Below are 19,430 nucleotides of genomic sequence, written 5' to 3' on the forward strand. Positions count from 1 at the left end.
GTGATTAGTAAAATGATAAAAAATGGTTATGATTTGTCGGTTAGTAGCTTTCGCCACCAGCTGGAAAAATCGGCTAAAAAACCTTCTTGTCGGCGACGGTGGGCGCTTTCATAGCGATGCGTGGCAGCCATACTTAAAAGTCCCATGCTGGTAGCAAAACGTGGTGCTGTCACGCGCTCGTGGTTTTCACCGCGATAGCGAGCATGTCCTACACGTGCTGGCATGTTGAGTTTTGCTGCCGCAGCTTCGGTGATGCCGGGCATCAAAGCGCCGTCGCCCACCAGCACAACACCAGCCGATAGTGGTCGCGATTCACTGCCATAAGGCGCCAGTCGGTTGGCGACGGTTTCTAATATTTCGTCTACGCGGTGGCTAATGGTGTCGCGCATCACGTGCATGGATTGCCGGCTTTCGCCGTCGCCGCCGACTTCCGATAGTGAAACAAATTCACCACCGTCACCGGTCAAGCCGATTTGTTTTTTAGCGCGTTCTGCCGATTCCATGGAAGCGTGGTGCATGTGGGCGATATCATTGTGAATGTCGTCAGAAGCGATAGGAATAGAAAATGTTTTGCACACCACGCCGCCGGAGTACACAGCTACATCAGTGGTACCGGCGCCGATATCCGCCACGCAGACACCTAAACGCTTTTCGTCGTCGGTGAGTACGCTACACGCAGCCCCCAGCCCTGAAAACACAAATTGATTTTCTACTTCTACACCGCATTGCAGCATACATTTTTCTAAATCAGCAAGCACATTGGCTGATGCCAGCACCAAATGCATGTCGCCAGATAATTTGTGACCACTCATCCCCAGAGGTTTTTGCACACCCTTTTGACCGTCTACTTCATAATCGCGCTCCAAAGTAGCAATAACGCGCATGTTGGTTCGCGGTGCGACTTCAGCCCGCGCCATAGCTTTAACTTTGCTGATGTCAGAAACCGATACACTCATCTCGCTGATAACAGTAGAGCCGGTGGTATTTACGCCACTGATATGCTCTCCTGCCACCGCTGGCCAGACTGACTGCACTTTGCATTTGGACATAATTTCAGCTTCTTTGAGCGCGTTGCCAAACGCCGCTGTTGCCTGTTCAATATTGACGACTCTTCCTTCGCGAATGCCGCCGGTCGGCGCTTCGCCGATACCAAGCAGGCGAATGGAATGTTCATCCGGCGCTTCTGCTACTAGCACTCGTACTGCGGCACTTCCAAAATCCGCCGCTGCCAATGCTGGTCCGCTGCGCTTTTGCGTTGTTGTTTTATTATCACCGTTTTTCATGTCTTGACCTCTGGCGTTTCATCGCCGACGATAATGGAAAACCCGCGTTCGTAGCGCAAGTCAATCACCTGAATGTTGGCAAAACGTTGTCGTACTTTGACGATATTGTCAACATAACGTTGAAGCCGTTCCTGACGGGCATCACGTCCCAAATATAGTACCCGCCCACCGTCCAAAAACACCTGCCAAGCGCCGTCGTCACCGACTTGCAACTGCGCAATAGATTCACCTAATGGGCTAAGTGCGGCGACAGCGTGGTGATAAAACTCGGTCATACTGGCAGCACGTTCTGCTGGACCAGTAAAAATTGGCAGCCACTGTTGTGCCTGACCGGCATAGCGACGTCCGTTGTCATCTACTAAACCACCGTTGTTCCACACCGCTAATGGGTGACGAGTCATAAGCGTAACTTCTAACGTGTTAGGTAGGCGACGGCGTAGGCGTACATCGCTGACGGCAGGCAAAAGCAGCAAATTTTTACGCCACGCGACCATATCTAACGTTAATAGATTGTTGCCGCGTAAATCGCGCAATAAAGTATTGGCGGCGGCACGCACTGCGGTATCACCACCTTCTAAACGTACCTGCCGGATAACTGCCGCCGTTGTAGCAAACCATAGCAGACCGATAAAAAACATCGCCAGTAAGGCATATTCAATCCGCCGCCGTGTCATTGTGCGCTCTCCCAGATGCGGTACACTAACGTATCATAATCTATTCCAGCTGCTTTTGCCGCCGCAGGGACTAAACTGTGTGAAGTCATGCCGGGGATAGTATTCACTTCTAAAAATTGTACTCCCGAGTTGGTGAGAATGAAATCTACTCGCCCCCAGTGGTGACATCCCAATAACTGAAACGCTTTTAGAGATTGCGATTGGAGTTGTTTTTCTTTTTCTGCGGGCAATCCACAAGGGCATGAAAATTGTGTGTCTTCGGCGACGTACTTGGCATGATAATCATAAAATGTTTTGGCACTACGAATACCAATAAGCGGTAGGACAGTGTCGTCAATAATAGAGGCGGTGTACTCATCGCCGTCAACAAATTGCTCAACCAATGCTGGCGCTCCTTCGGAAGCAGCGGCGACAATGGCGGCTGGCAGTTCATCTGACTTGCGCACGACAGCGGCGTGAGTGCTAGAGCCGCCACAAGAAGGTTTGACAAACAAAGGTAACCCTAGCGCTTCCTGCACTCTTGCTGCATCGGTGGCATCGGTTGCCAGTTCCCACTGTGGTGTAGGAATGCCGCCCCCACGCCACAGCAATTTGGTGCGATGTTTGTCCATCGCCAGTGCTGAGCCTAATAAGCCGCTACCAGTACACGCCAAACCAAGAGTTTTGAGTGCTCCTCGTATTTCGCCATTTTCGCCGGCGCCGCCATGAAGAATATTAAAAACCCGAATCATGTCGGTATTGGTAATATCGGTCAGCGGGCGCGTCGCTGGGTCAAAAGTTTCCGTTTTTATATCAAGACGGCGCAAGGCGGCGAGCACCATTTCACCACTCATCAATGATATTTCGCGCTCTGGCGAATTGCCGCCTAATAATAAAATGGTTTTTTCAGTCATCCGTTTTTTTCCTACCAACAATGCGAACTTCGGTATTGAGCATAACGCCGGTTTGAGCCGCTACTTCGCTTTGCACCAGCACAATGAGATTTTCAATATCAGCAGCATTGGCGCCGCCGGTATTAACAATGAAATTAGCGTGTTTGTGTGAAACCATTGCACCACCAATGGCTCGTCCTTTGAGTCCGCAAGATTCAATCAATGCTGCCGCTGCCGTGCCGTCGGGTGGATTGCGAAATACCGAGCCACAACTAGGCTCGCCTAACGGCTGCGTTTGTGCTCGACGACGCAAGAGATCACGCACGCGGGAGCGGGCAACGGTAATATTTCCCTGAACAAAGTGTAGCCACGCAGCAGCAAAAAACGGTGTATCACCGTTTTTGAACCGTACCGAACGGTAGCCAGTTTCAAAATCGCACGCGTCATGCAAGGCGCGCTTGCCGTCATTAAATACCAGTGCTTGCTTCACGTGTTGCCACGTTTCGCTACCGTGACAACCAGCATTCATAGACAGCGCGCCGCCGATAGTTCCGGGCACACCGGCAAAAAAAGCAGCGTCAGCAAAACCTGCAGCGGCGGCAAATTTTGCTAATTTAGGGCAGCCTACGCCGGCTTCTACATAAATCAAATCATCTTCTTGACGCATGGCACACAGTCCGGGTGCAGTGCGCACCACGACACCACCAATGCCACCGTCACGTACTAACAAATTGCTACCGTGACCGACAAATAGCGCATTGCCTGCACGTGGATCTTCATGGCAAAAAGTACCGACATCGGTCAGATCAGCAGGTATGAATAACGCTTCCGCTACGCCGCCGGCACGCCATGACGCTAGCTGCGACATCGGAAAATCGTGTTTCCACAGCCCGCGGAGTACTGTCATGAGGCCTCCAACAAAAGTTTTGGCAGCGCACCGACATTGCCCGCGCCCATTGTCATAACCACATCATTGTCTTTGGCATAACGGTGTACTATTTTTTGTGCCGCTGACAAATCGGGAACCGGATGCACCATGGTGCCACGAGTTTGTAGTACTTTTGTCAATGCCGCACTGTCAGCTCCGGCAATTGGTTTCTCCCCAGCGGGATACACATCCAGCAATACCACTACATCAGCCAAGGAAAGCGAATCAACCAGTGCCGTAAATACGTCGCGAGTGCGTGTGTAACGGTGTGGTTGAAATGCCAGTAGTATCCGCCGTCCGGGATAGGCATCGCGCAGTGTTTCTAACGTAGCAGTAATTTCGGTGGGATGGTGTGCATAGTCATCAATCAGCAACGCCGTGCCAGAATTAATGGTGAGCGCACCATGTGTTTCCAGCCGTCTTCCAACGCCGGAAAAATTATGTAATCCAGCGGCCATGGCAGGGGCTTCTACGCCTAGTTCGCGGGCGGCGGCACAAGCGCCGGCAGCGTTTTGTGCATTGTGTCTGCCTGCTACACGCAATTCAATGGATTGTGTTCCTTCCGGTAAATTGAGCGTAAAGTGAGTGCTGGCGTTTATTGTTCGTACATCAATAACACGCACATCGGCGGTTTCAGCAAAACCGTAAGTTGTTACTCGTACTGCCGATAATTCGGCGGCCAATGTCGCTGCTGGCGGGCTGTCAATACAGATAATGGCAGCACCATAAAAAGGCAAGTTTGCGACAAAGCCAGCAAAAGCTTTTTGTAGTTCTGCCATATCACCGCCAAAAGCTGGCAGGTGGTCGTTGTCAATGTTGGTAATCACCGCCGCCACAGGTTGTAAATGCAAAAAAGAGGCGTCCGATTCGTCTGCTTCCACCACCGTAAATTCACCACCGCCAATGTGTGCGTTATCGTTACCTTGTAAAAGCCCGCCGATAATGCAAGTGGGAGCGCGACCGTCAGCGGTGAGAATAGCTGCCAGCATAGATGACACTGTTGTTTTACCGTGAGTGCCAGCTACGGCAATGCCGGGTTTGAATCGCAATACCTCGCCTAGCATTTGTGCCCGCGGGATAACGGGGACTCCACGTGCTGCCGCTGCGATTCGTTCGGGATTGTCTGTTGGCACAGCACCAGAATACACCACGCAATCGGCATTATCAGCATGTGAGGCAGCGTGACCGACAAATACCGTTACCCCTGCTGCTCGTAACCGCACTAAAGAAGGCTGTTCACGGGTGTCAGAACCGCTCACTGCATAGCCTAGGCTTTGCATGACTTCTGCTAATCCACACATGCCGGCACCGCCAATACCGACAAAATGAATATGTCGAATTTTATGCCGCATGTTTTGTTTCCGCTATGTTTTTTTCGCCGGCTTCATGTAGACAGCATTGTGCTACCACCGTCGTTGCATCAGCTCGTGCTAGCCGTCGTGCTTTGAGCGCCAATGTTGCTAGTGTTGATTTTTGCGTTTTTTGTAAAAAGTCAGCGAGCCAAGCTGGTGTCAGTGCAATTTGTTCGCAAACCTCGGCAGCACCGTTTTTTTTGAAAAACTGTGCATTAGCTAACTGGTGATTGGATGCAGCATGCGGATACGGTACTAACAACAATGCTGCTCCTGCTGCTGTCGCTTCCGCCAGCGTTGCTGCGCCAGCCCGGCAAATTACCAAATCAGCCGCCGCCATACATGTCGCCACATCGTCAATAAATTCTGTTACTTCTGCTTGTATTCCGGTGGCGGCGTAGGCGTCGCGGACGGATTTTTCGCGTCCGCGCCCACATTGGTGCGTGATTATGCAATCGCGCCGTACTTGCGTGAGTGCTTGCGGGATAATGCTATTCAGTGCTTGTGCGCCTTGACTACCACCGAGAATCAGCAGCCGCAGTGGCGAATTGGTATCAGGAGAAGGCGGCGTAACATGCCAAAAACTGTCACGCACTGGATTGCCCACCCATTCGCCTTTGGGTAATGAATCAGGGAAGCCGGTTAATGTGCGGCGGGCAAATTTGTTTAACAAACGATTGGCGCGACCGGCAATGGCATTTTGTTCGTGTACTATCAATGGTGCGCCGAGTAGCCTTCCCGCCAGAGCCCCCGGTACGGCGGCATAGCCACCCATTCCTAGCACTACTGATGGTTTGTGCTGACGCAAAAGTTTCCTTGCCCGCATGACAGCAATGAGCAGTCGCAGTCCACCTAAAATTCCGGATGGCGGGCGAAACGGCACTGTTTGCAGCAATATGCCGTGTGGTGGCACTACCTGCGTTTCTATGCCACCTGCTCCTAGCCAGCGCACTTCGGCTCCTAGCCGCCGCAATTCGTTGGCGACAGCCAGTGCCGGAAATACATGTCCACCGGTGCCGCCGGCGGCGATAACTACGCGTGCCGTCATGTTCCGCCACCACGTTGCTCACGGCGATTTTCAAAATCAATCCGCAATAACACACCGACCAGTAACCCCATAGATAGCAGACTGCTGCCGCCGTAACTGACTAAGGGTAGCGTGAATCCTTTGGATGGCAGTAGTGCCAAGTTACCGCAAATGTTAATAGCGGACTGTGTCGTTACCAACACAGCAAAACCAAAGGCGTACAAAGCACCAAATATTTCACCCCGTTCCTCGGCTCGGCGGGCAATGTTAATTGCTTTCATTACCAAAAGGGCAATCAATGCGCAAACAATTAAAAGTCCGAGAAGTCCGGTCTCTTCGGCGATTATAGAAATAATAAAATCGTTGTGTGATTCGGGTAGGTAGCCCCACTTTTCAATGCTGCGACCAATACCACGTCCCCAAAGCCCGCCTTGTACAAAAGCAATAATGGCGTGCTTTTGGTTGTAACCACCGGCGGCATTAAACGGGTCAACAAAACTTACCAGTCGTTGCATACGATACGGTTCCGTCAATAGTAGCACTATTAAAATAATAAGAAATATGGCAAATAATGCCATCACTGCTCGTAAGTCAAAACCAGATAAAAATAGTACTGACAGTACTACCAGAGACAGTAGTACGAGTGTGCCAAAGTCCGGTTGCAATATTATTAATCCCAATGTTGGTATTGCCCAGCCCAATATGGGGAAAACAAACTTAATTGCATGCCGCTTAAATTGCGGCCGTGATGCATAGCTTGCAGTAAGCAGCAGCAACGTCCATTTGCACAATTCCGCTGGCTGTAGCGACAAGCCACCACCGCCCAGCCAGCGGTGAGCACCGTTGCGCGGCTCAAACAAAAACACCGCTGCCAACAGTGTCAGCACTAGTATCATTAGTAGTTTTGCTTGTCGCCGTAGCGATGACAGCGAGCAGCAAAACACCATGGCCATTGCTGCTGCTGCCGTTATTACCGCTACTAACTGTTTGCCGACCCAATTTACGTTTGCCGCCAAAGACACCGAATGTAGCGCCGTCAAGCCAACTGCTAACAATGCACCACATGCCAAAAGCACACCAGCGTCTACGGGTGCAATAAAAACATTACTGCGTCGCACAGCGATGCTCCATATTTAAACAAGACGAAATAAAAGCGTCACCGCGCGCTCCATAATTGGTGTACATATCTAGACTGGAACATGCTGGTGAAAGCATTACCGTATCGCCTGCTGTCGCTGCTTGTGTCGCTATGAACACTGCTTCTGGCATGTTCTTTGCTTGCTGTGTGGCAATGCCAACGTTGGTAAAAGCCGTTTGTAGTTGAAGTGCATCTCGACCTAGCAAAACGGCGAGTCGTACTCGTCCTTGTGCCTCCGTTGCCAATCTTGTGAAATCTTGTCCTTTGCCATCACCTCCTGCAATAATTACTGCGTTACCCAACAACTGCTTCAGAGCAAAGCAAGCCGATGCTACATTTGTAGCTTTGGAGTCGTTAATGTAGGTAACGTTATCAATGTGAGAAACGATTTGCTGCCGATGCGGTAGCCTCGAAAAATTGGCTAGTGCCTGTCGTCGCGCCGTTGTGTCAAGACTCAAACCGTCGGTTAATGCTAAAGCGGCTAATGCACTATGTGGTGGTGCTGCCATTTCTGTTAAAGCAAAACGAGCATCGCCAACAATGGCATCAGCGGTCAAATGCCATGCTGCCGTCGTCCTTTCGGTAGCGGAAAACGTCACATCTGGACTCGTCGTCATCGCCGTCACAGCCGTATCATCGGCATTCACGACACGCCGTGCGGCGTGATGGTAGAGTTGTGCTTTTGCTGTCGTATAAGTCGCCATATCAGAATGATGATCTAAATGATCGGGACTGATATTGAGTACCGCCGCGATATCGGAAGTGAAATTTGACGCCGTTTCCAATTGAAAACTAGACAATTCAGCCACTGCTACATCGGGTGCGGCAGTTTGTTGCCAGCGTTGCCACGCATCTAGCAACGGCTCGCCGATGTTGCCGATAGCTTCCGCGCGCCGTCCAGCGGCGGTACACAATTGTGCACTAAGCTCTGTTACCGTGCTTTTACCGTTGGTGCCGGTCACCGCCAACAATGTGGTGTTGGGCGGATTGCGGCGCCACGCGTCGGCAAACAGTGCTGCATCACCAGTTATTTTTTCTACTGGAGCTGTTATATGTGACAGTGGAATTCCGGGGCTTTTTGCCACTAAATCATAAGAGTCAAAATCGGATTTTTGCCACGTGGCAATGTTAGTGTTTGATTGTGCTTTAACACCGGATATTGCTGCAGTAGCAGCCAAACAGGGTGGTTCACGGCGGCTGTCCACCGCCAGCACGGTTGCACCTTCCGCCGCTAAATAGCGTGCTATGGATAGCCCTGACACGCCCATGCCGACAACCAGTGCTTTCATCGCAGTTTGAGGGCAGCTAGCCCAGCGAGTACAAACATCAGCGAGATAATCCAAAAACGCACTACGACTTGATTTTCTTTCCAACCTTTCAATTCAAAATGGTGATGTAGCGGCGCCATGCGAAAAATGCGCCGACCTGTGAGTTTGAATGAGCCAACTTGCAAAATAACTGAAACGGCTTCCATCACAAATATTCCGCTCATGATGATAAAAACGATTTCCTGCCGCACTAGTACCGCCACTAACGCCAGTGCGCCGCCAGCCGCCAGCGCGCCGACGTCACCCATAAAAATCGCCGCTGGATGAGCGTTAAACCACAAAAACGCCAGTCCAGCACCGATGAGTGCAGCACAAAAAATAACCAATTCGTGTGTTCCGAGTAAATGCGGTAACCCCAGATAAGCGGCAAATACTGCATGTCCGGATACATAGGCATACAGAGCTAGCCCGGCGGCAACCATGATGACGGGCATAATTGCCAATCCGTCCAATCCGTCCGTCAGATTAACGGCATTAGAAGCGCCGACCAACGCTAAATAACCGGTAATAACAAACCCTGCCGTCCCCAGCGTTAGGACAATATTTTTGGTGTAGGGGATGATGATGCCCTCAAAACCATCAATCATATTGGTATAAAGTATTACTATGAGCACTGCCGCCGCTACTGCCGACTGCAATGCCAGTTTGCTGCGTGCCGACAGGCCTTTGGCATTTTTAGCAAATACCTTTTTGCAGTCATCTGCTAGGCCAATGGCACCAAAAAGGATTGTTCCGACAAGTGCTAGCCATAGGCGACCACTACTCAAATCGCCCCATAACAGGCAAGAAACAAGTAAGCAAAACAACATCAGTACACCGCCCATTGTCGGCGTGTCATTTTTTTGTAAATGCGATTGAGGGCCGTCATCACGCACCGGCTGTCCTCCAAATAGTTTGATGCGGCGAATAAATGCCGGTCCAGCCAGCCAACCGATAACAAAAGCAGTGATAACCGCAAACATTGCTCGTACGGTCACATAACTAAATACGTTAAGAAAACTAAAATAATCTACCAATTGCTGTGATAACCAATAAATCATGACCGTTGTTCTAAGGTGCTTACAATATCTTCCATTTTCATCCCGCGCGAACCTTTGACCAGCACGACAATTTGTCCCTCAGCGGCATCTAGTCGGGCATTAAGTGCTTTTAGCAGTGCTGCTTTGCTAGAGAAACCGCTTCCCGTCGCTGCCTGCATGTGTTCTCCTACAGCAAACACGGTTGCATTTGCTTGTTGTGCTGCATCAATAATTTGACGGTGCGCCGCATCTGCTGCCTTACCCAGTGCCAGCATGTCACCCAAAACGGCAATTTTTTCGCCATCGCAATCGGATAAAACGGCCATCGCCGCCAAAGCTGAATCGGGATTGGCGTTGTAGGAATCGTCAATGATCAATAATTGTCGGCGGTGAATAAAGCGCAATCGTCCGGCAACGCCGGTAAATGATTCTAATCCGGTGCACACCGCTGTTTCGGGTAGTTTGAGTACTTGTGCTGCTGCCGCTGCGGCCAACGCATTGCGGGCGTTGTGCATTCCTGGCACGCGCAACATAACTTGCGTGCCATTGGGTAGTTGCAAGTGTTTTCCATCCCAATCACCGCAAAAATCTGCCCCTTCACCGGGAAAGCCAAAAGTTAACACTTGCCTCGTGCCGGCCAGTTGCTGCCACATATTTAAATAAGGGTCGGCGGCATTGAGCACTGCTACGCCGTCTACTGGTAGGGTAGTGATTAACTCTCCCTTGGCGGCGGCAATGTCGTCTAATGAGGAAAAATTGCCGATGTGTGCCCGCTGACAATTGTTGATGATTGCCACTTGTGGACGCACCATTTGTCCTAATTCGGTAAGTTCACCGGGTGCATCCATCCCGGTTTCTAAGACAGCATAACGGTGTGTTGCTCGCAATTCTAGCAATGTGAGTGACACCCCTAGGCGATTATTGAAATTACCGATTGTGCGATGCGTACTTGATTCATCGGCGGCATCACGGCAAATGCTGGCAAGCATTTCTTTAACTGTTGTTTTGCCGTTGCTGCCGGTTACTGCGATGATAGTGCCATCAAATTTATCTCGCCAACGTGAGGCCAATCTCGCCAGAGCTGCTGCTCCGTCACATACCGCTAGTTGACCGACACTAATTTTGTGTGCGGCATTAAACGGCAAAGACACCATAACCGCTGCTGCTCCTTGATCTGTGGCGGCGTTGATAAAGTCGTGTCCGTTTGTGCGTGCGCCCGGCAGAGCAACAAACAAATCACCGTTACGCACTTGGCGTGAGTCAATACGAACTCCGGTGAGTATGGGGTCACCGTTTCCCCAACGTATGCCACCGCACCACTGTGCTGCCTGAGTGAGCGTGGCTAACATGTGCCGTTTCTCTTTTTCAAAGCGGTTTGTGCTGTGTCAGCGTCCGAAAAATAATGCCTTTTACCAGCAATATCTTGATAATTTTCGTGTCCTTTGCCTGCGATGAGTATGGTATCTGTTGCCGCTGCTTGCGTAATTACCCAAGTAATTGCTTCACCACGCCCGGCAATCTCTTGCAACCGACCACCACCGCCGGCCAATACATCAGCGCGAATCGCTGCCGGCTCTTCATCACGTGGATTGTCATCAGTCACAATGCCTACATCTGCTGTTGCCGCTACCTTTCCCATGAGTGCTCGCTTACCGCGATCGCGTTCGCCACCGCAGCCACACACCAACCACAGTCGGTTACCATGCTGGCGCAGTGCTGCCAATGCTGCCGTTAGTGCGTCCGGTGTGTGTGCGTAGTCCACATATATCGCTGGTTGGGCGGTGTTGCCGCCGTTATTGATTCGTTGCAAACGCCCTTCTGGCAGCGTTGGCACAGCGGTGCTAAATGATGCCCATGAACCGCCGCCGGCTCGCGCGAGCAAGGCAGCAGCCATGAAATTGTGAGCGTTGTGTGCGCCTGCAAACGGCAGCCATACCCGTCGCCAACCATCATCGCCGTCTAATTCTAAAGTTTGTCCGTCTGCATCTGATTGCAAAGCAAGTAGGCGCAACGCAGTACCTCGCCGTCCGTAAGTTAATACTCGCTTACCAGCTGCGGCTAACTGTGGTGCTAGTTGCGCACAATATTCATCATCCGCATTGAGAATAGCTAGTGGTAGTCCGGATGATTCAAATAACTGTGCTTTGCTGCGATGATAAGACTCAATATCGCCATGATAATCTAAATGATCGCGTCCGGCATTGGCAAAAACTGCCGCCTCCAGTTGTACGCCCGCCAATCGTCCTTGGACAATGCCGTGTGAGGAGGCTTCAATCATCGCCGCCTCTGCACCTGCCTGACAAAAACTTTGCAGAAACGCCTGTAGAGCGATAGCTTCCGGTGTGGTATTACCAGTTGGTTGCGGTATTTCTCCCGGCAGATAAGCCCCCAAAGTGCCTACTACTGCCGTACGTCGCCCACTGTGTGACATCAACAATGCGGCAAGATGCGCAATTGTCGTTTTGCCATTGGTGCCGGTAATGGCAGCAGTAAACATTTTTTGACTTGGTTCGTTATATACAAAATTAGCGAGTAATCCTGTCCGCGAGCGCAATTCGGGTACTGCCACATGAGGTGTATGCCACGTCTCTGACCAAGAAAAATCGGCAGGATCCCAAAAAATACCGGCCGCACCGGCTTGAATTGCTTGTGGAATATAGTCTCGCCCGTCTGCCTTGTCGCCGGGATATGCGACAAAAGCGGCATTTGGTGGGATATGGTGGCTGTCACAGCTTAGTGCGGTAAGTGGAGCCCCCATTTTATGAACAGTAGCGGCGGCGTCAAACATCACCAAATACCGGCGCCATGTCAGGCGCAATACCGTTTAATAATAAGGCGCGGCGAACAATATTTCGAAACACCGGTGCTGCAGCAACGCCGCCGGTATAACCATTTTTTGACGGCTCATCAATCATCACTGCTACGATATAACGCGGGCGTGATGCAGGTGCAATACCAATAAAAAACGCGCGATAGACATTGTTTAAATAACCATTTGGACCGTGCTTTTTGGCGGTGCCGGTTTTGCCTGCTACGCGATAGCCGGTAATTGCTGCCCGTGTGGCGGTGCCTCCTGGACGTGTAACGCCTTCCATAATCGTTCGCACTTGCCGCGCCACATCGGCGGACAGTACCCGCTGTCTCAATAGTAGCGGCAAATCTGTTTCTAGCCGCGGCTCTATCAGTACACCGTCATTGGCAAAAACAGAATAACCGCGTAGTAGCTGCAAAAGTGAAACTGAAAAACCATAACCGTAAGCATGAGTGACAAAATCTGCCGGACGCCAATTTTTATACGAACGCAAACTACCTTTGGTTTCGCCGGGCATGTCAAGCACTTTGCCGCCGCCAAAACCCAACCGTTGATACAGCTCCCACAACGATTCCTTACCCACTCGTTCTGCCAGCATCACCGCACCGATATTGCTGGACTTTTGTAAAATGCCGCTCACTGTTAAGTCTTCGTCAATGTGAGAATCTTTAACGATAACGCCACCGATGCGCATTGGCTTGGCGGTGGGAAACACTTCGTTCGCTCGTGCCAAGTTACGTTGTAGGGCTGCGGCAACAACAAATGGTTTGGCTAAAGATCCCGGCTCTACTGCGTCAGTGAGTGCGCGATTTTTTTTGTTGCCGCCTCCACTGATATTGTTGGGGTTAAAGCTCGGTAGGCTTGCCAGTGCCAAAATATCTCCGGTGCGGGCGTCCATTACCGCCGCTGCACCAGCGGCAGCACCGTGATGATGCAGGGCCCGGCGTAACTCTTCGTGTGCATAAAACTGTAGACGCGAATCAATGGAAAGTGTGATGGTATGACCGGCACGCGCTGGCTGTACATCGGTTTGCGTTAGGCGCACGCCGTTGCGTGCTCGCATTCCACTGTCTTTGCCTGCTGCTGATGCTAGCGTTTGGTGACGCATAAACTCAATTCCGGCGCGCCCCACATCTTCGTGATTGGTATAGCCCAATACCGATGCTGCATATTCTTTCTGTGGGTAATATCGCTTGCTGGTATAGTCAACGCGCAAGCCGAGTAAGTGCATATTTTGTAATTGTTGTGCTCGTACTGGCGGCAATGCTTTGTGTAGAAGCACTGCTCGTCCGCCGTTGGCGAGTTTGTCGCCCAAATCTTCTTCAGACATTTGCAACGCCTCGGCCAAACGCGGTAACAAAGCGGGAAGCCGCACACTGTCGTGTTCACTTAATACTTTGGTATCGGCGCGGACTTCGTATACTTCGGTGCTAACTGCTAGCGGGTTTCCTGCTGCGTCTACGATATCGCCGCGGTGAGCGGGGAGGTGTTCGTAGTAGTGATAGCGGCGAGCGACTTCTTCGTTTGCCTGCACAACAAAGGTAGATAGCCGCCACGCTCCGGCAATGACGGGTACTACGAGAATCGTCATAACACACAAGATGACAAACTTTTTGCGCCAGTCAGACAAGCGTAGTGGCGGCAATTCTAAATGCAGCGGCATCATGGCGCGTTCTCCGCAAGAAAAATCAGCGAGTCAGTTTCTAATTGTGGCTCTATCATACCCAATCGCAGTGCTTCCGTTCGCACTTGTCCATAATCGGTAACGGTGGCATATTCCACTAATAAATTGCGTCTTTCATCTTGCAAAATGCGCTGCTCTTGACGTAACTGTCCTAATGTGTGCGTGAGGCGATGTGTGAGCTGTCGGGTTTCCATTGCCTGCAGTGTTGCCCATGCACAAAACGTTGCTGCTATTGCTAGACACAGTACTGGACGCAAATAGCGATCTGGTTTTTCTATATAAAAATCGCTCACAGTGCCGCCAGCTTGACAAATACTCGCATGCGTGCACTGCGGGCGCGCGGGTTTGCTGCTACTTCGTCTTCGCTGGGTGTGACCAGGTTACCGACGGCTTCCATATTTAGCTGGTTGATTCGTCCCACACCGGGAAAAGCGGGGCCGCGTAACAAGTGTTTGACCAAACGGTCTTCTAGTGAATGAAAAGAAATAACGACCAATCGCCCACGAGTGGCTAGTAACTTACAGGCGGCTTCCAGCCCGCGCCGCAGATTAGCTAGTTCACTATTAACCTCCATTCGCAAGGCTTGAAAAACCAACGTTGCCGGATGTCGTCCCGGCATGCGTAAGCGTTTGCTGTCGGCGACTACTTTTGCCAACGAGGTGGTATCGGTAATTTCGTGACGCTTGGCGCAAATGGCTTTTGCCACGCGGCGGGCTTCTGGTTCTTCGCCGTAGGTTTTAAAAATATGAATCAACGTTTGTTCATCTTCTGTTGCCAGCAGGTGCGCTACTGTTGTTTTTTGCCGCCGGTCTAGTCGCATATCCAGCGGTCCGGTACGTTGAAAAGAAAGCCCGCGCTCGGCAACGTCCAGCTGTGGGCTAGACACGCCCAAATCAAACAATACTCCGTGTGCTGATGCAATGCCGGCTTCTGTTGCCATCTCTTGCAGATGAAAAAAATTACTCCGCTTAAAAACAAAGCGCGAATCGGTTATGGTCGCAGCATTCTTTTCTGCCCACTCATCGCAATCCAAAGCCAGTAACGTTGCTGTAGCAGTTAATTTGCTTAGTATTTGCGTGCTGTGTCCGCCGCCACCATAGGTAGCATCAATATAAGTGCCATCAGCAACTGGTGGCGTCAACAGTGCTGTCACCGCCTCTTGCTCCAACACGGTTTGGTGCGTCACAATTTCACATTCCGCCACAGTTCCGATGTCTCCGTGTCGTCTTGTAGTCGTGAAACCATCAATAGTTTCTTTTGCTCCCATATTTTGTCGTCCCAAATACGAATACTGTCGGGCAGGCTAAACATTCGCACTTCCCGATCAATACAGGCTTCGGCGCGTAATCCGTTGCTGATGAGAATGCGTCCGGCTGAATCCAACTGCATTTGTTCGGCACAGCCGATAATCATGTCTTCTAGCGTGGTATCGTGATAGTGATTACTGCGTTGTTCAAACTGCTCTTGAATATAGGCAAAGCGGACGGCATCATAAATTGTCAGACAGCCGTGCGGGTGTGCGGTCAGATAAAATCCGCCAGATCGTTGCAAGAGAGGTCTATAACGGTTGGGTACAGCTAGTCTTCCTCTGTCGTCTAGCTTGATTTTTGCCGTGCCAGTTTGGTGGGAGTCAGCCATAAGCCATAATTTACCATTTTTTCCCACTATTTTCCCAATTTATTCGAATTGAATATTGACTCCCACCAACTCCTCTTTTTCTACCACTCGGCAAATCTATCAAATTAACCGATGACAAGCGGCAATCAGAGAAATAACAACGGCTTAGCAAAAAAGGTATTGATAGTTTAGCTGGTGGCTTTTTTCATGCTAACATGAACAAGATAGTTGCGGACAAGCGCATTTATTTCAGCAGTATTTGAGTGACCAAAAAGGAGACAAATTATGATGGATACGAAAGCGGCGAAAAAAATGTTTGAGGAGGCAAAGCAGTTTTATGAGCAACATTGCCCGGGTGCGATGGAGTGGGCAAATAATTTCAATCCCGAAGCATTTAAGAATCTAACGCCGGCGGGTTTTTTTGAAGCCTATTGGCGGGCGGTTCACGCCAACGGCACACAGTGGGCGGTACCGCAGTTGCCCGATATGACCGGCATGTTTAAGAATTTTGAAACCATGGCACAGGCAAATATGCAATCTTTTACTGCGGCGATGAGTGCCTTTAACCAAAATGAACAAGGGCAGTCTTTTTTGGATGGCTACAAAGCTATTGCTGAGGAGGGATTTGCCGAATTTAAAAAACGGCTAGAAGCAAGCGGGATTAGCGAATTAGAAAACATGCCGGGGATTGGACCGGCGACTAAATTTTATTTTGCAAAAGACATTGGTCTTGACGATGCGATAAAGCCGGATGTGTGGCTTGCCCGAGCGGCGGAGCTGTGTAAGGCAACGATTGACGAAATGGCGGATTTTTTGAGTAAAGAATACAATATGCGCCGCGGTGCTATTGATGCAATTCTCCACTGGTATGGTGCAGAAAAGAGTTTTGGCAAGTAGCCAGAATATAAAAAAACGAGTGGTAAGGGTGAGTAAGAAAAGAAAAAAGGCGAATAAAACCAAGAAATCGCAGGCAAGTAAAATAGGAAATAAGGAAAACGAAGAGCAGAAGGTAAACGCGCGGGCAGAAGAAGGCAAAAATGAGAAGGTAGAAACGCTGGCAGAATTCCTTACTGAGATTAATCAATTAAGTAATAGTGATGAAGAGGAGTACGTTTTTCGTGGGCAAAAAGATGAAAAGTGGGAATTGAATGCAAGTGCTACTCGGCGCATTAAAATTGGTAAAAAGGAAAAAGAAATAGTAACCGACCAAGAACTTGTGAAATACAGTGAAGATTTGGTTAATAAAGCAAAAACTACGGGACATGGTTACGATGAAAAGCTGGGTGAATTAAATGATTTTGAATTATTAGCTAAGCTACAACATCACGGAGCGGCAACGCTTTTGATTGACTTTACAAAAAGTCCCATGATTGCCTTATGGTTTGCCACACAGAGTGAGAAGGTTGAGGCAGACGGCAAAAAAGTTGAGGCAGACGGCAAAGTATTTGTTTTTGAGGTGAACAACGATATTGGAAAAATAAGAACACTTTCTTTTGAGCAAAGTAAAGAAGAAAACATAGAGACATTGTTTGATAATAACGATGGCAGTAAGGCGGTAACGGACGAAGAGGGAGAGGTTAAATATTGGCAATGGGAGGCAGGAAGGTTGCGCAGTGAAAGAGTTATAAAGCAAGACAGTATTTTTATTTTTGGCAAGCCGAATATTTCGAGCGAAGACATAACAAAAGAAATAATTATTGATGGCAACAGTAAAGAAAAATTAATACAGGAATTAAAAGAAATGGCTAACTTAGATGAAGAGAGGTTGTTTCCTGATTTTTACGGATTTGCTAGAGTCAATGGAGTAGATTTTGATTATCAACTGCTGACCGCGAAACAATATTTAAAACAGGGGATTGCTAAATTTAAATTAGGGCAATATGAGGAAGCAATAAAAGATTTTAGTGAGGCGATAAAACTAGATTCGGAATATGTGAATGCTTATCATAGTCGCGGGCTTGTTAAATTTAAATTAGAGCAATATGAGGAAGCAATAAAAGATTTTAATGAAGTGATAAAACTAAATCCTAAAGATGCAGACGCTTATCATAGTCGCGGGATGACTAAAGATACATTAGAGCAATATGAGGAAGCAATAAAAGATTTTAGTGAGGCGATAAAACTAAATCCTAAAGATGCAGATGCTTATCGTAGTCGCGGGGCTACTAAACTTAAATTAGAGCAATATGAGGAAGCAATAAAAGATTTTAGTAAGGTGATAGAACTAAAGCCTAAATACGCAGCCGCTTATCGTAGTCGCGGGATGGCTAAAGATGCATTAGAGCAATATGAGGAAGCAATAAAAGATTTTAGTGAGGCGATAAAACTAAATCCTAAATACGCAGACGCTTATCATAGTCGCGGGATGGCTAAAGATGCATTAGAGCAATATGAGGAAGCAATAAAAGATTTTAGTGAGGCGATAAAACTAAAGCCTAAATACGCAGTCGCTTATCGTAGTCGCGGGATTGCTAAAGGTAGTTTAGGGCAATATGAGGAAGCAATAAAAGATTTTAGTGAGGCGATAAAACTAAAGCCTAAATACGCAGACGCTTATCGTGGTCGCGGGATTGCTAAAGGTAGTTTAGAGCAATATGAGGAAGCAATAAAAGATTTTAGTAAGGCGATAAAACTAAATCCTAAAGACGTACGCGCTTATCGTAGTCGCGGTGCTGCTAAATTTGATTTAGAGCAATATGAGGAAGCAATAAAAGATTTTAGTAAGGTGATAGAACTAAATCCTAAAGATGCACTTGCTTATCATAATCGCGGTGCTGCTAAAGTTAAATTAGGGCAACATGAGGAAGCAATAAAAGATTATAGTAAGGCGATAGAACTAAATCCTAAAGAGGCAGATGCTTATCATAAGCGCGGTGCTGCTAAAGTTAAATTAGGGCAACATGAGGAAGCAATAAAAGATTTTAGTAAGGCGATAGAACTAAATCCTAAAGAGGTAGATGCTTATCATAAGCGCGGTGCTGCTAAAGGTAATTTAGGGCAACATGAGGAAGCAATAAAAGATTTTAGTAAGGCGATAGAACTAAATCCTAAAGAGGCAGATGCTTATCATAATCGCGGGCTTGCTAAATTTAATTTAGGGCAACATGAGGAAGCAATAAAAGATTATAGTAAGGCGATAGAACTAAATCCTAAAGAGGCAGATGCTTATCATAATCGCGGGCTTGCTAAATTTAATTTAGGGCAACATGAGGAAGCAATAAAAGATTATAGTAAGGCGATAGAACTAAATCCTAAAGAGGCAGATGCTTATCATAATCGCGGGCTTGCTAAAGTTAAATTAGGGCAATATGAGGAAGCAATAAAAGATTTTAGTAAGGCGATAGAACTAAATCCTAAAGAGGCAGATGCTTATCATAATCGCGGGCGTGCTAAATTTAATTTAGGGCAATATGAGGAAGCAATAAAAGATTATAGTAAGGCGATAGAACTAAATCCTAAAGAGGCAGATGCTTATCATAATCACGGTGCTGCTAAATTTAAATTAGGGCAATATGAGGAAGCAATAAAAGATTTTAGTAAGGCGATAGAACTAAATCCTAAAGAGGCAGATGCTTATCATAATCGCGGAGTGGCTTATCAAGCAACTGGAAAACAAAAACAAGCGGATGAGGACTTTGCAAAAGCCAAAGAACTGCGCGAACAAGCAGAATAAAGAAATTAATTTCAAATCGGCAG

The 19,430-nt window shown here is 48.7% G+C and carries 17 protein-coding genes; 2 read left to right on the plus strand and 15 right to left on the minus strand.

Annotation, left to right across the window (positions count from 1 at the left end; all coding sequences use genetic code 11):
* Nucleotides 1–26 precede the first annotated feature (26 nt).
* From ftsA to NQX30_02680, 15 genes are read right to left on the minus strand one after another with little or no spacing between them, the layout of a single operon-like run.
* Nucleotides 27–1,283 (minus strand): cell division protein FtsA, encoded by a 1,257-nt coding sequence (gene ftsA, locus NQX30_02610; protein ID MDM5147266.1) that lies wholly within the window; start codon nucleotides 1,281–1,283, stop codon nucleotides 27–29.
* Nucleotides 1,280–1,957, minus strand: a complete 678-nt coding sequence (locus NQX30_02615) for a cell division protein FtsQ/DivIB (protein ID MDM5147267.1) — start codon at nucleotides 1,955–1,957, stop codon at nucleotides 1,280–1,282. Before NQX30_02615 ends, ftsA begins: the two co-directional genes overlap by 4 nt.
* Entirely contained in the window at nucleotides 1,954–2,850 is an 897-nt protein-coding gene (locus NQX30_02620) for a D-alanine--D-alanine ligase (GenBank protein MDM5147268.1), read from the minus strand. Before NQX30_02620 ends, NQX30_02615 begins: the two co-directional genes overlap by 4 nt.
* A complete protein-coding gene (gene murB / locus NQX30_02625; protein MDM5147269.1) occupies nucleotides 2,843–3,736 on the minus strand; it encodes a UDP-N-acetylmuramate dehydrogenase in 894 nt (297 codons plus the stop codon). Before murB ends, NQX30_02620 begins: the two co-directional genes overlap by 8 nt.
* Nucleotides 3,733–5,109, minus strand: a complete 1,377-nt coding sequence (murC, locus tag NQX30_02630) for a UDP-N-acetylmuramate--L-alanine ligase (GenBank protein ID MDM5147270.1) — start codon at nucleotides 5,107–5,109, stop codon at nucleotides 3,733–3,735. Before murC ends, murB begins: the two co-directional genes overlap by 4 nt.
* On the minus strand, nucleotides 5,099–6,157 hold the full coding sequence (gene murG / locus NQX30_02635; protein ID MDM5147271.1) for an undecaprenyldiphospho-muramoylpentapeptide beta-N-acetylglucosaminyltransferase: 1,059 nt from the start codon (nucleotides 6,155–6,157) through the stop codon (nucleotides 5,099–5,101). Before murG ends, murC begins: the two co-directional genes overlap by 11 nt.
* Nucleotides 6,154–7,254, minus strand: coding sequence for an FtsW/RodA/SpoVE family cell cycle protein (locus NQX30_02640; GenBank protein MDM5147272.1), 1,101 nt, complete (start codon nucleotides 7,252–7,254; stop codon nucleotides 6,154–6,156). The genes murG and NQX30_02640 overlap by 4 nt, the downstream gene beginning before the upstream one ends.
* Nucleotides 7,241–8,617: a UDP-N-acetylmuramoyl-L-alanine--D-glutamate ligase gene (gene murD, locus NQX30_02645; protein MDM5147273.1), complete on the minus strand. Its 1,377-nt coding sequence runs from the start codon at nucleotides 8,615–8,617 to the stop codon at nucleotides 7,241–7,243. The genes NQX30_02640 and murD overlap by 14 nt, the downstream gene beginning before the upstream one ends.
* Complete coding sequence (gene mraY / locus NQX30_02650) at nucleotides 8,560–9,642, minus strand: phospho-N-acetylmuramoyl-pentapeptide-transferase (protein ID MDM5147274.1); 1,083 nt, start codon at nucleotides 9,640–9,642, stop codon at nucleotides 8,560–8,562. The genes murD and mraY overlap by 58 nt, the downstream gene beginning before the upstream one ends.
* Nucleotides 9,639–10,970, minus strand: a complete 1,332-nt coding sequence (gene murF / locus NQX30_02655) for a UDP-N-acetylmuramoyl-tripeptide--D-alanyl-D-alanine ligase (protein ID MDM5147275.1) — start codon at nucleotides 10,968–10,970, stop codon at nucleotides 9,639–9,641. Before murF ends, mraY begins: the two co-directional genes overlap by 4 nt.
* Nucleotides 10,964–12,409, minus strand: coding sequence for a UDP-N-acetylmuramoyl-L-alanyl-D-glutamate--2,6-diaminopimelate ligase (locus NQX30_02660; protein ID MDM5147276.1), 1,446 nt, complete (start codon nucleotides 12,407–12,409; stop codon nucleotides 10,964–10,966). The genes murF and NQX30_02660 overlap by 7 nt, the downstream gene beginning before the upstream one ends.
* Complete coding sequence (locus NQX30_02665; GenBank protein ID MDM5147277.1) at nucleotides 12,402–14,099, minus strand: penicillin-binding protein 2; 1,698 nt, start codon at nucleotides 14,097–14,099, stop codon at nucleotides 12,402–12,404. The genes NQX30_02660 and NQX30_02665 overlap by 8 nt, the downstream gene beginning before the upstream one ends.
* Complete coding sequence (locus NQX30_02670) at nucleotides 14,096–14,410, minus strand: cell division protein FtsL (GenBank protein ID MDM5147278.1); 315 nt, start codon at nucleotides 14,408–14,410, stop codon at nucleotides 14,096–14,098. Before NQX30_02670 ends, NQX30_02665 begins: the two co-directional genes overlap by 4 nt.
* Nucleotides 14,407–15,303 (minus strand): 16S rRNA (cytosine(1402)-N(4))-methyltransferase RsmH, encoded by an 897-nt coding sequence (rsmH, locus tag NQX30_02675; GenBank protein ID MDM5147279.1) that lies wholly within the window; start codon nucleotides 15,301–15,303, stop codon nucleotides 14,407–14,409. The genes NQX30_02670 and rsmH overlap by 4 nt, the downstream gene beginning before the upstream one ends.
* Nucleotides 15,300–15,755: a hypothetical protein gene (locus tag NQX30_02680; protein MDM5147280.1), complete on the minus strand. Its 456-nt coding sequence runs from the start codon at nucleotides 15,753–15,755 to the stop codon at nucleotides 15,300–15,302. The genes rsmH and NQX30_02680 overlap by 4 nt, the downstream gene beginning before the upstream one ends.
* 264 nt (nucleotides 15,756–16,019) lie before the next feature.
* On the opposite strand from NQX30_02680, the gene NQX30_02685 reads away from it, so the two are divergent.
* Nucleotides 16,020–16,631: a hypothetical protein gene (locus NQX30_02685; protein MDM5147281.1), complete on the plus strand. Its 612-nt coding sequence runs from the start codon at nucleotides 16,020–16,022 to the stop codon at nucleotides 16,629–16,631.
* On the plus strand, nucleotides 16,585–19,407 hold the full coding sequence (locus tag NQX30_02690) for a tetratricopeptide repeat protein (protein ID MDM5147282.1): 2,823 nt from the start codon (nucleotides 16,585–16,587) through the stop codon (nucleotides 19,405–19,407). The genes NQX30_02685 and NQX30_02690 overlap by 47 nt, the downstream gene beginning before the upstream one ends.
* Nucleotides 19,408–19,430 lie beyond the last annotated feature (23 nt).

The sequence above is a fragment of the Candidatus Persebacteraceae bacterium Df01 genome (assembly GCA_030386295.1).
GTDB classification, from domain to species: domain Bacteria; phylum Pseudomonadota; class Gammaproteobacteria; order Tethybacterales; family Persebacteraceae; genus Doriopsillibacter; species Doriopsillibacter californiensis.

Coding starts and splice junctions, on each gene's coding strand:
- ftsA (MDM5147266.1), bottom strand. CDS start 1,283: ATGAAAAACGGTGATAATAAAACAACAACGCAAAAGCGCAGCGGACCA.
- NQX30_02615 (MDM5147267.1), bottom strand. CDS start 1,957: ATGACACGGCGGCGGATTGAATATGCCTTACTGGCGATGTTTTTTATC.
- NQX30_02620 (MDM5147268.1), bottom strand. CDS start 2,850: ATGACTGAAAAAACCATTTTATTATTAGGCGGCAATTCGCCAGAGCGC.
- murB (MDM5147269.1), bottom strand. CDS start 3,736: ATGACAGTACTCCGCGGGCTGTGGAAACACGATTTTCCGATGTCGCAG.
- murC (MDM5147270.1), bottom strand. CDS start 5,109: ATGCGGCATAAAATTCGACATATTCATTTTGTCGGTATTGGCGGTGCC.
- murG (MDM5147271.1), bottom strand. CDS start 6,157: ATGACGGCACGCGTAGTTATCGCCGCCGGCGGCACCGGTGGACATGTA.
- mraY (MDM5147274.1), bottom strand. CDS start 9,642: ATGATTTATTGGTTATCACAGCAATTGGTAGATTATTTTAGTTTTCTT.
- murF (MDM5147275.1), bottom strand. CDS start 10,970: ATGTTAGCCACGCTCACTCAGGCAGCACAGTGGTGCGGTGGCATACGT.
- NQX30_02660 (MDM5147276.1), bottom strand. CDS start 12,409: ATGTTTGACGCCGCCGCTACTGTTCATAAAATGGGGGCTCCACTTACC.
- NQX30_02665 (MDM5147277.1), bottom strand. CDS start 14,099: ATGATGCCGCTGCATTTAGAATTGCCGCCACTACGCTTGTCTGACTGG.
- NQX30_02680 (MDM5147280.1), bottom strand. CDS start 15,755: ATGGCTGACTCCCACCAAACTGGCACGGCAAAAATCAAGCTAGACGAC.
- NQX30_02685 (MDM5147281.1), top strand. CDS start 16,020: ATGATGGATACGAAAGCGGCGAAAAAAATGTTTGAGGAGGCAAAGCAG.
- NQX30_02690 (MDM5147282.1), top strand. CDS start 16,585: ATGCAATTCTCCACTGGTATGGTGCAGAAAAGAGTTTTGGCAAGTAGC.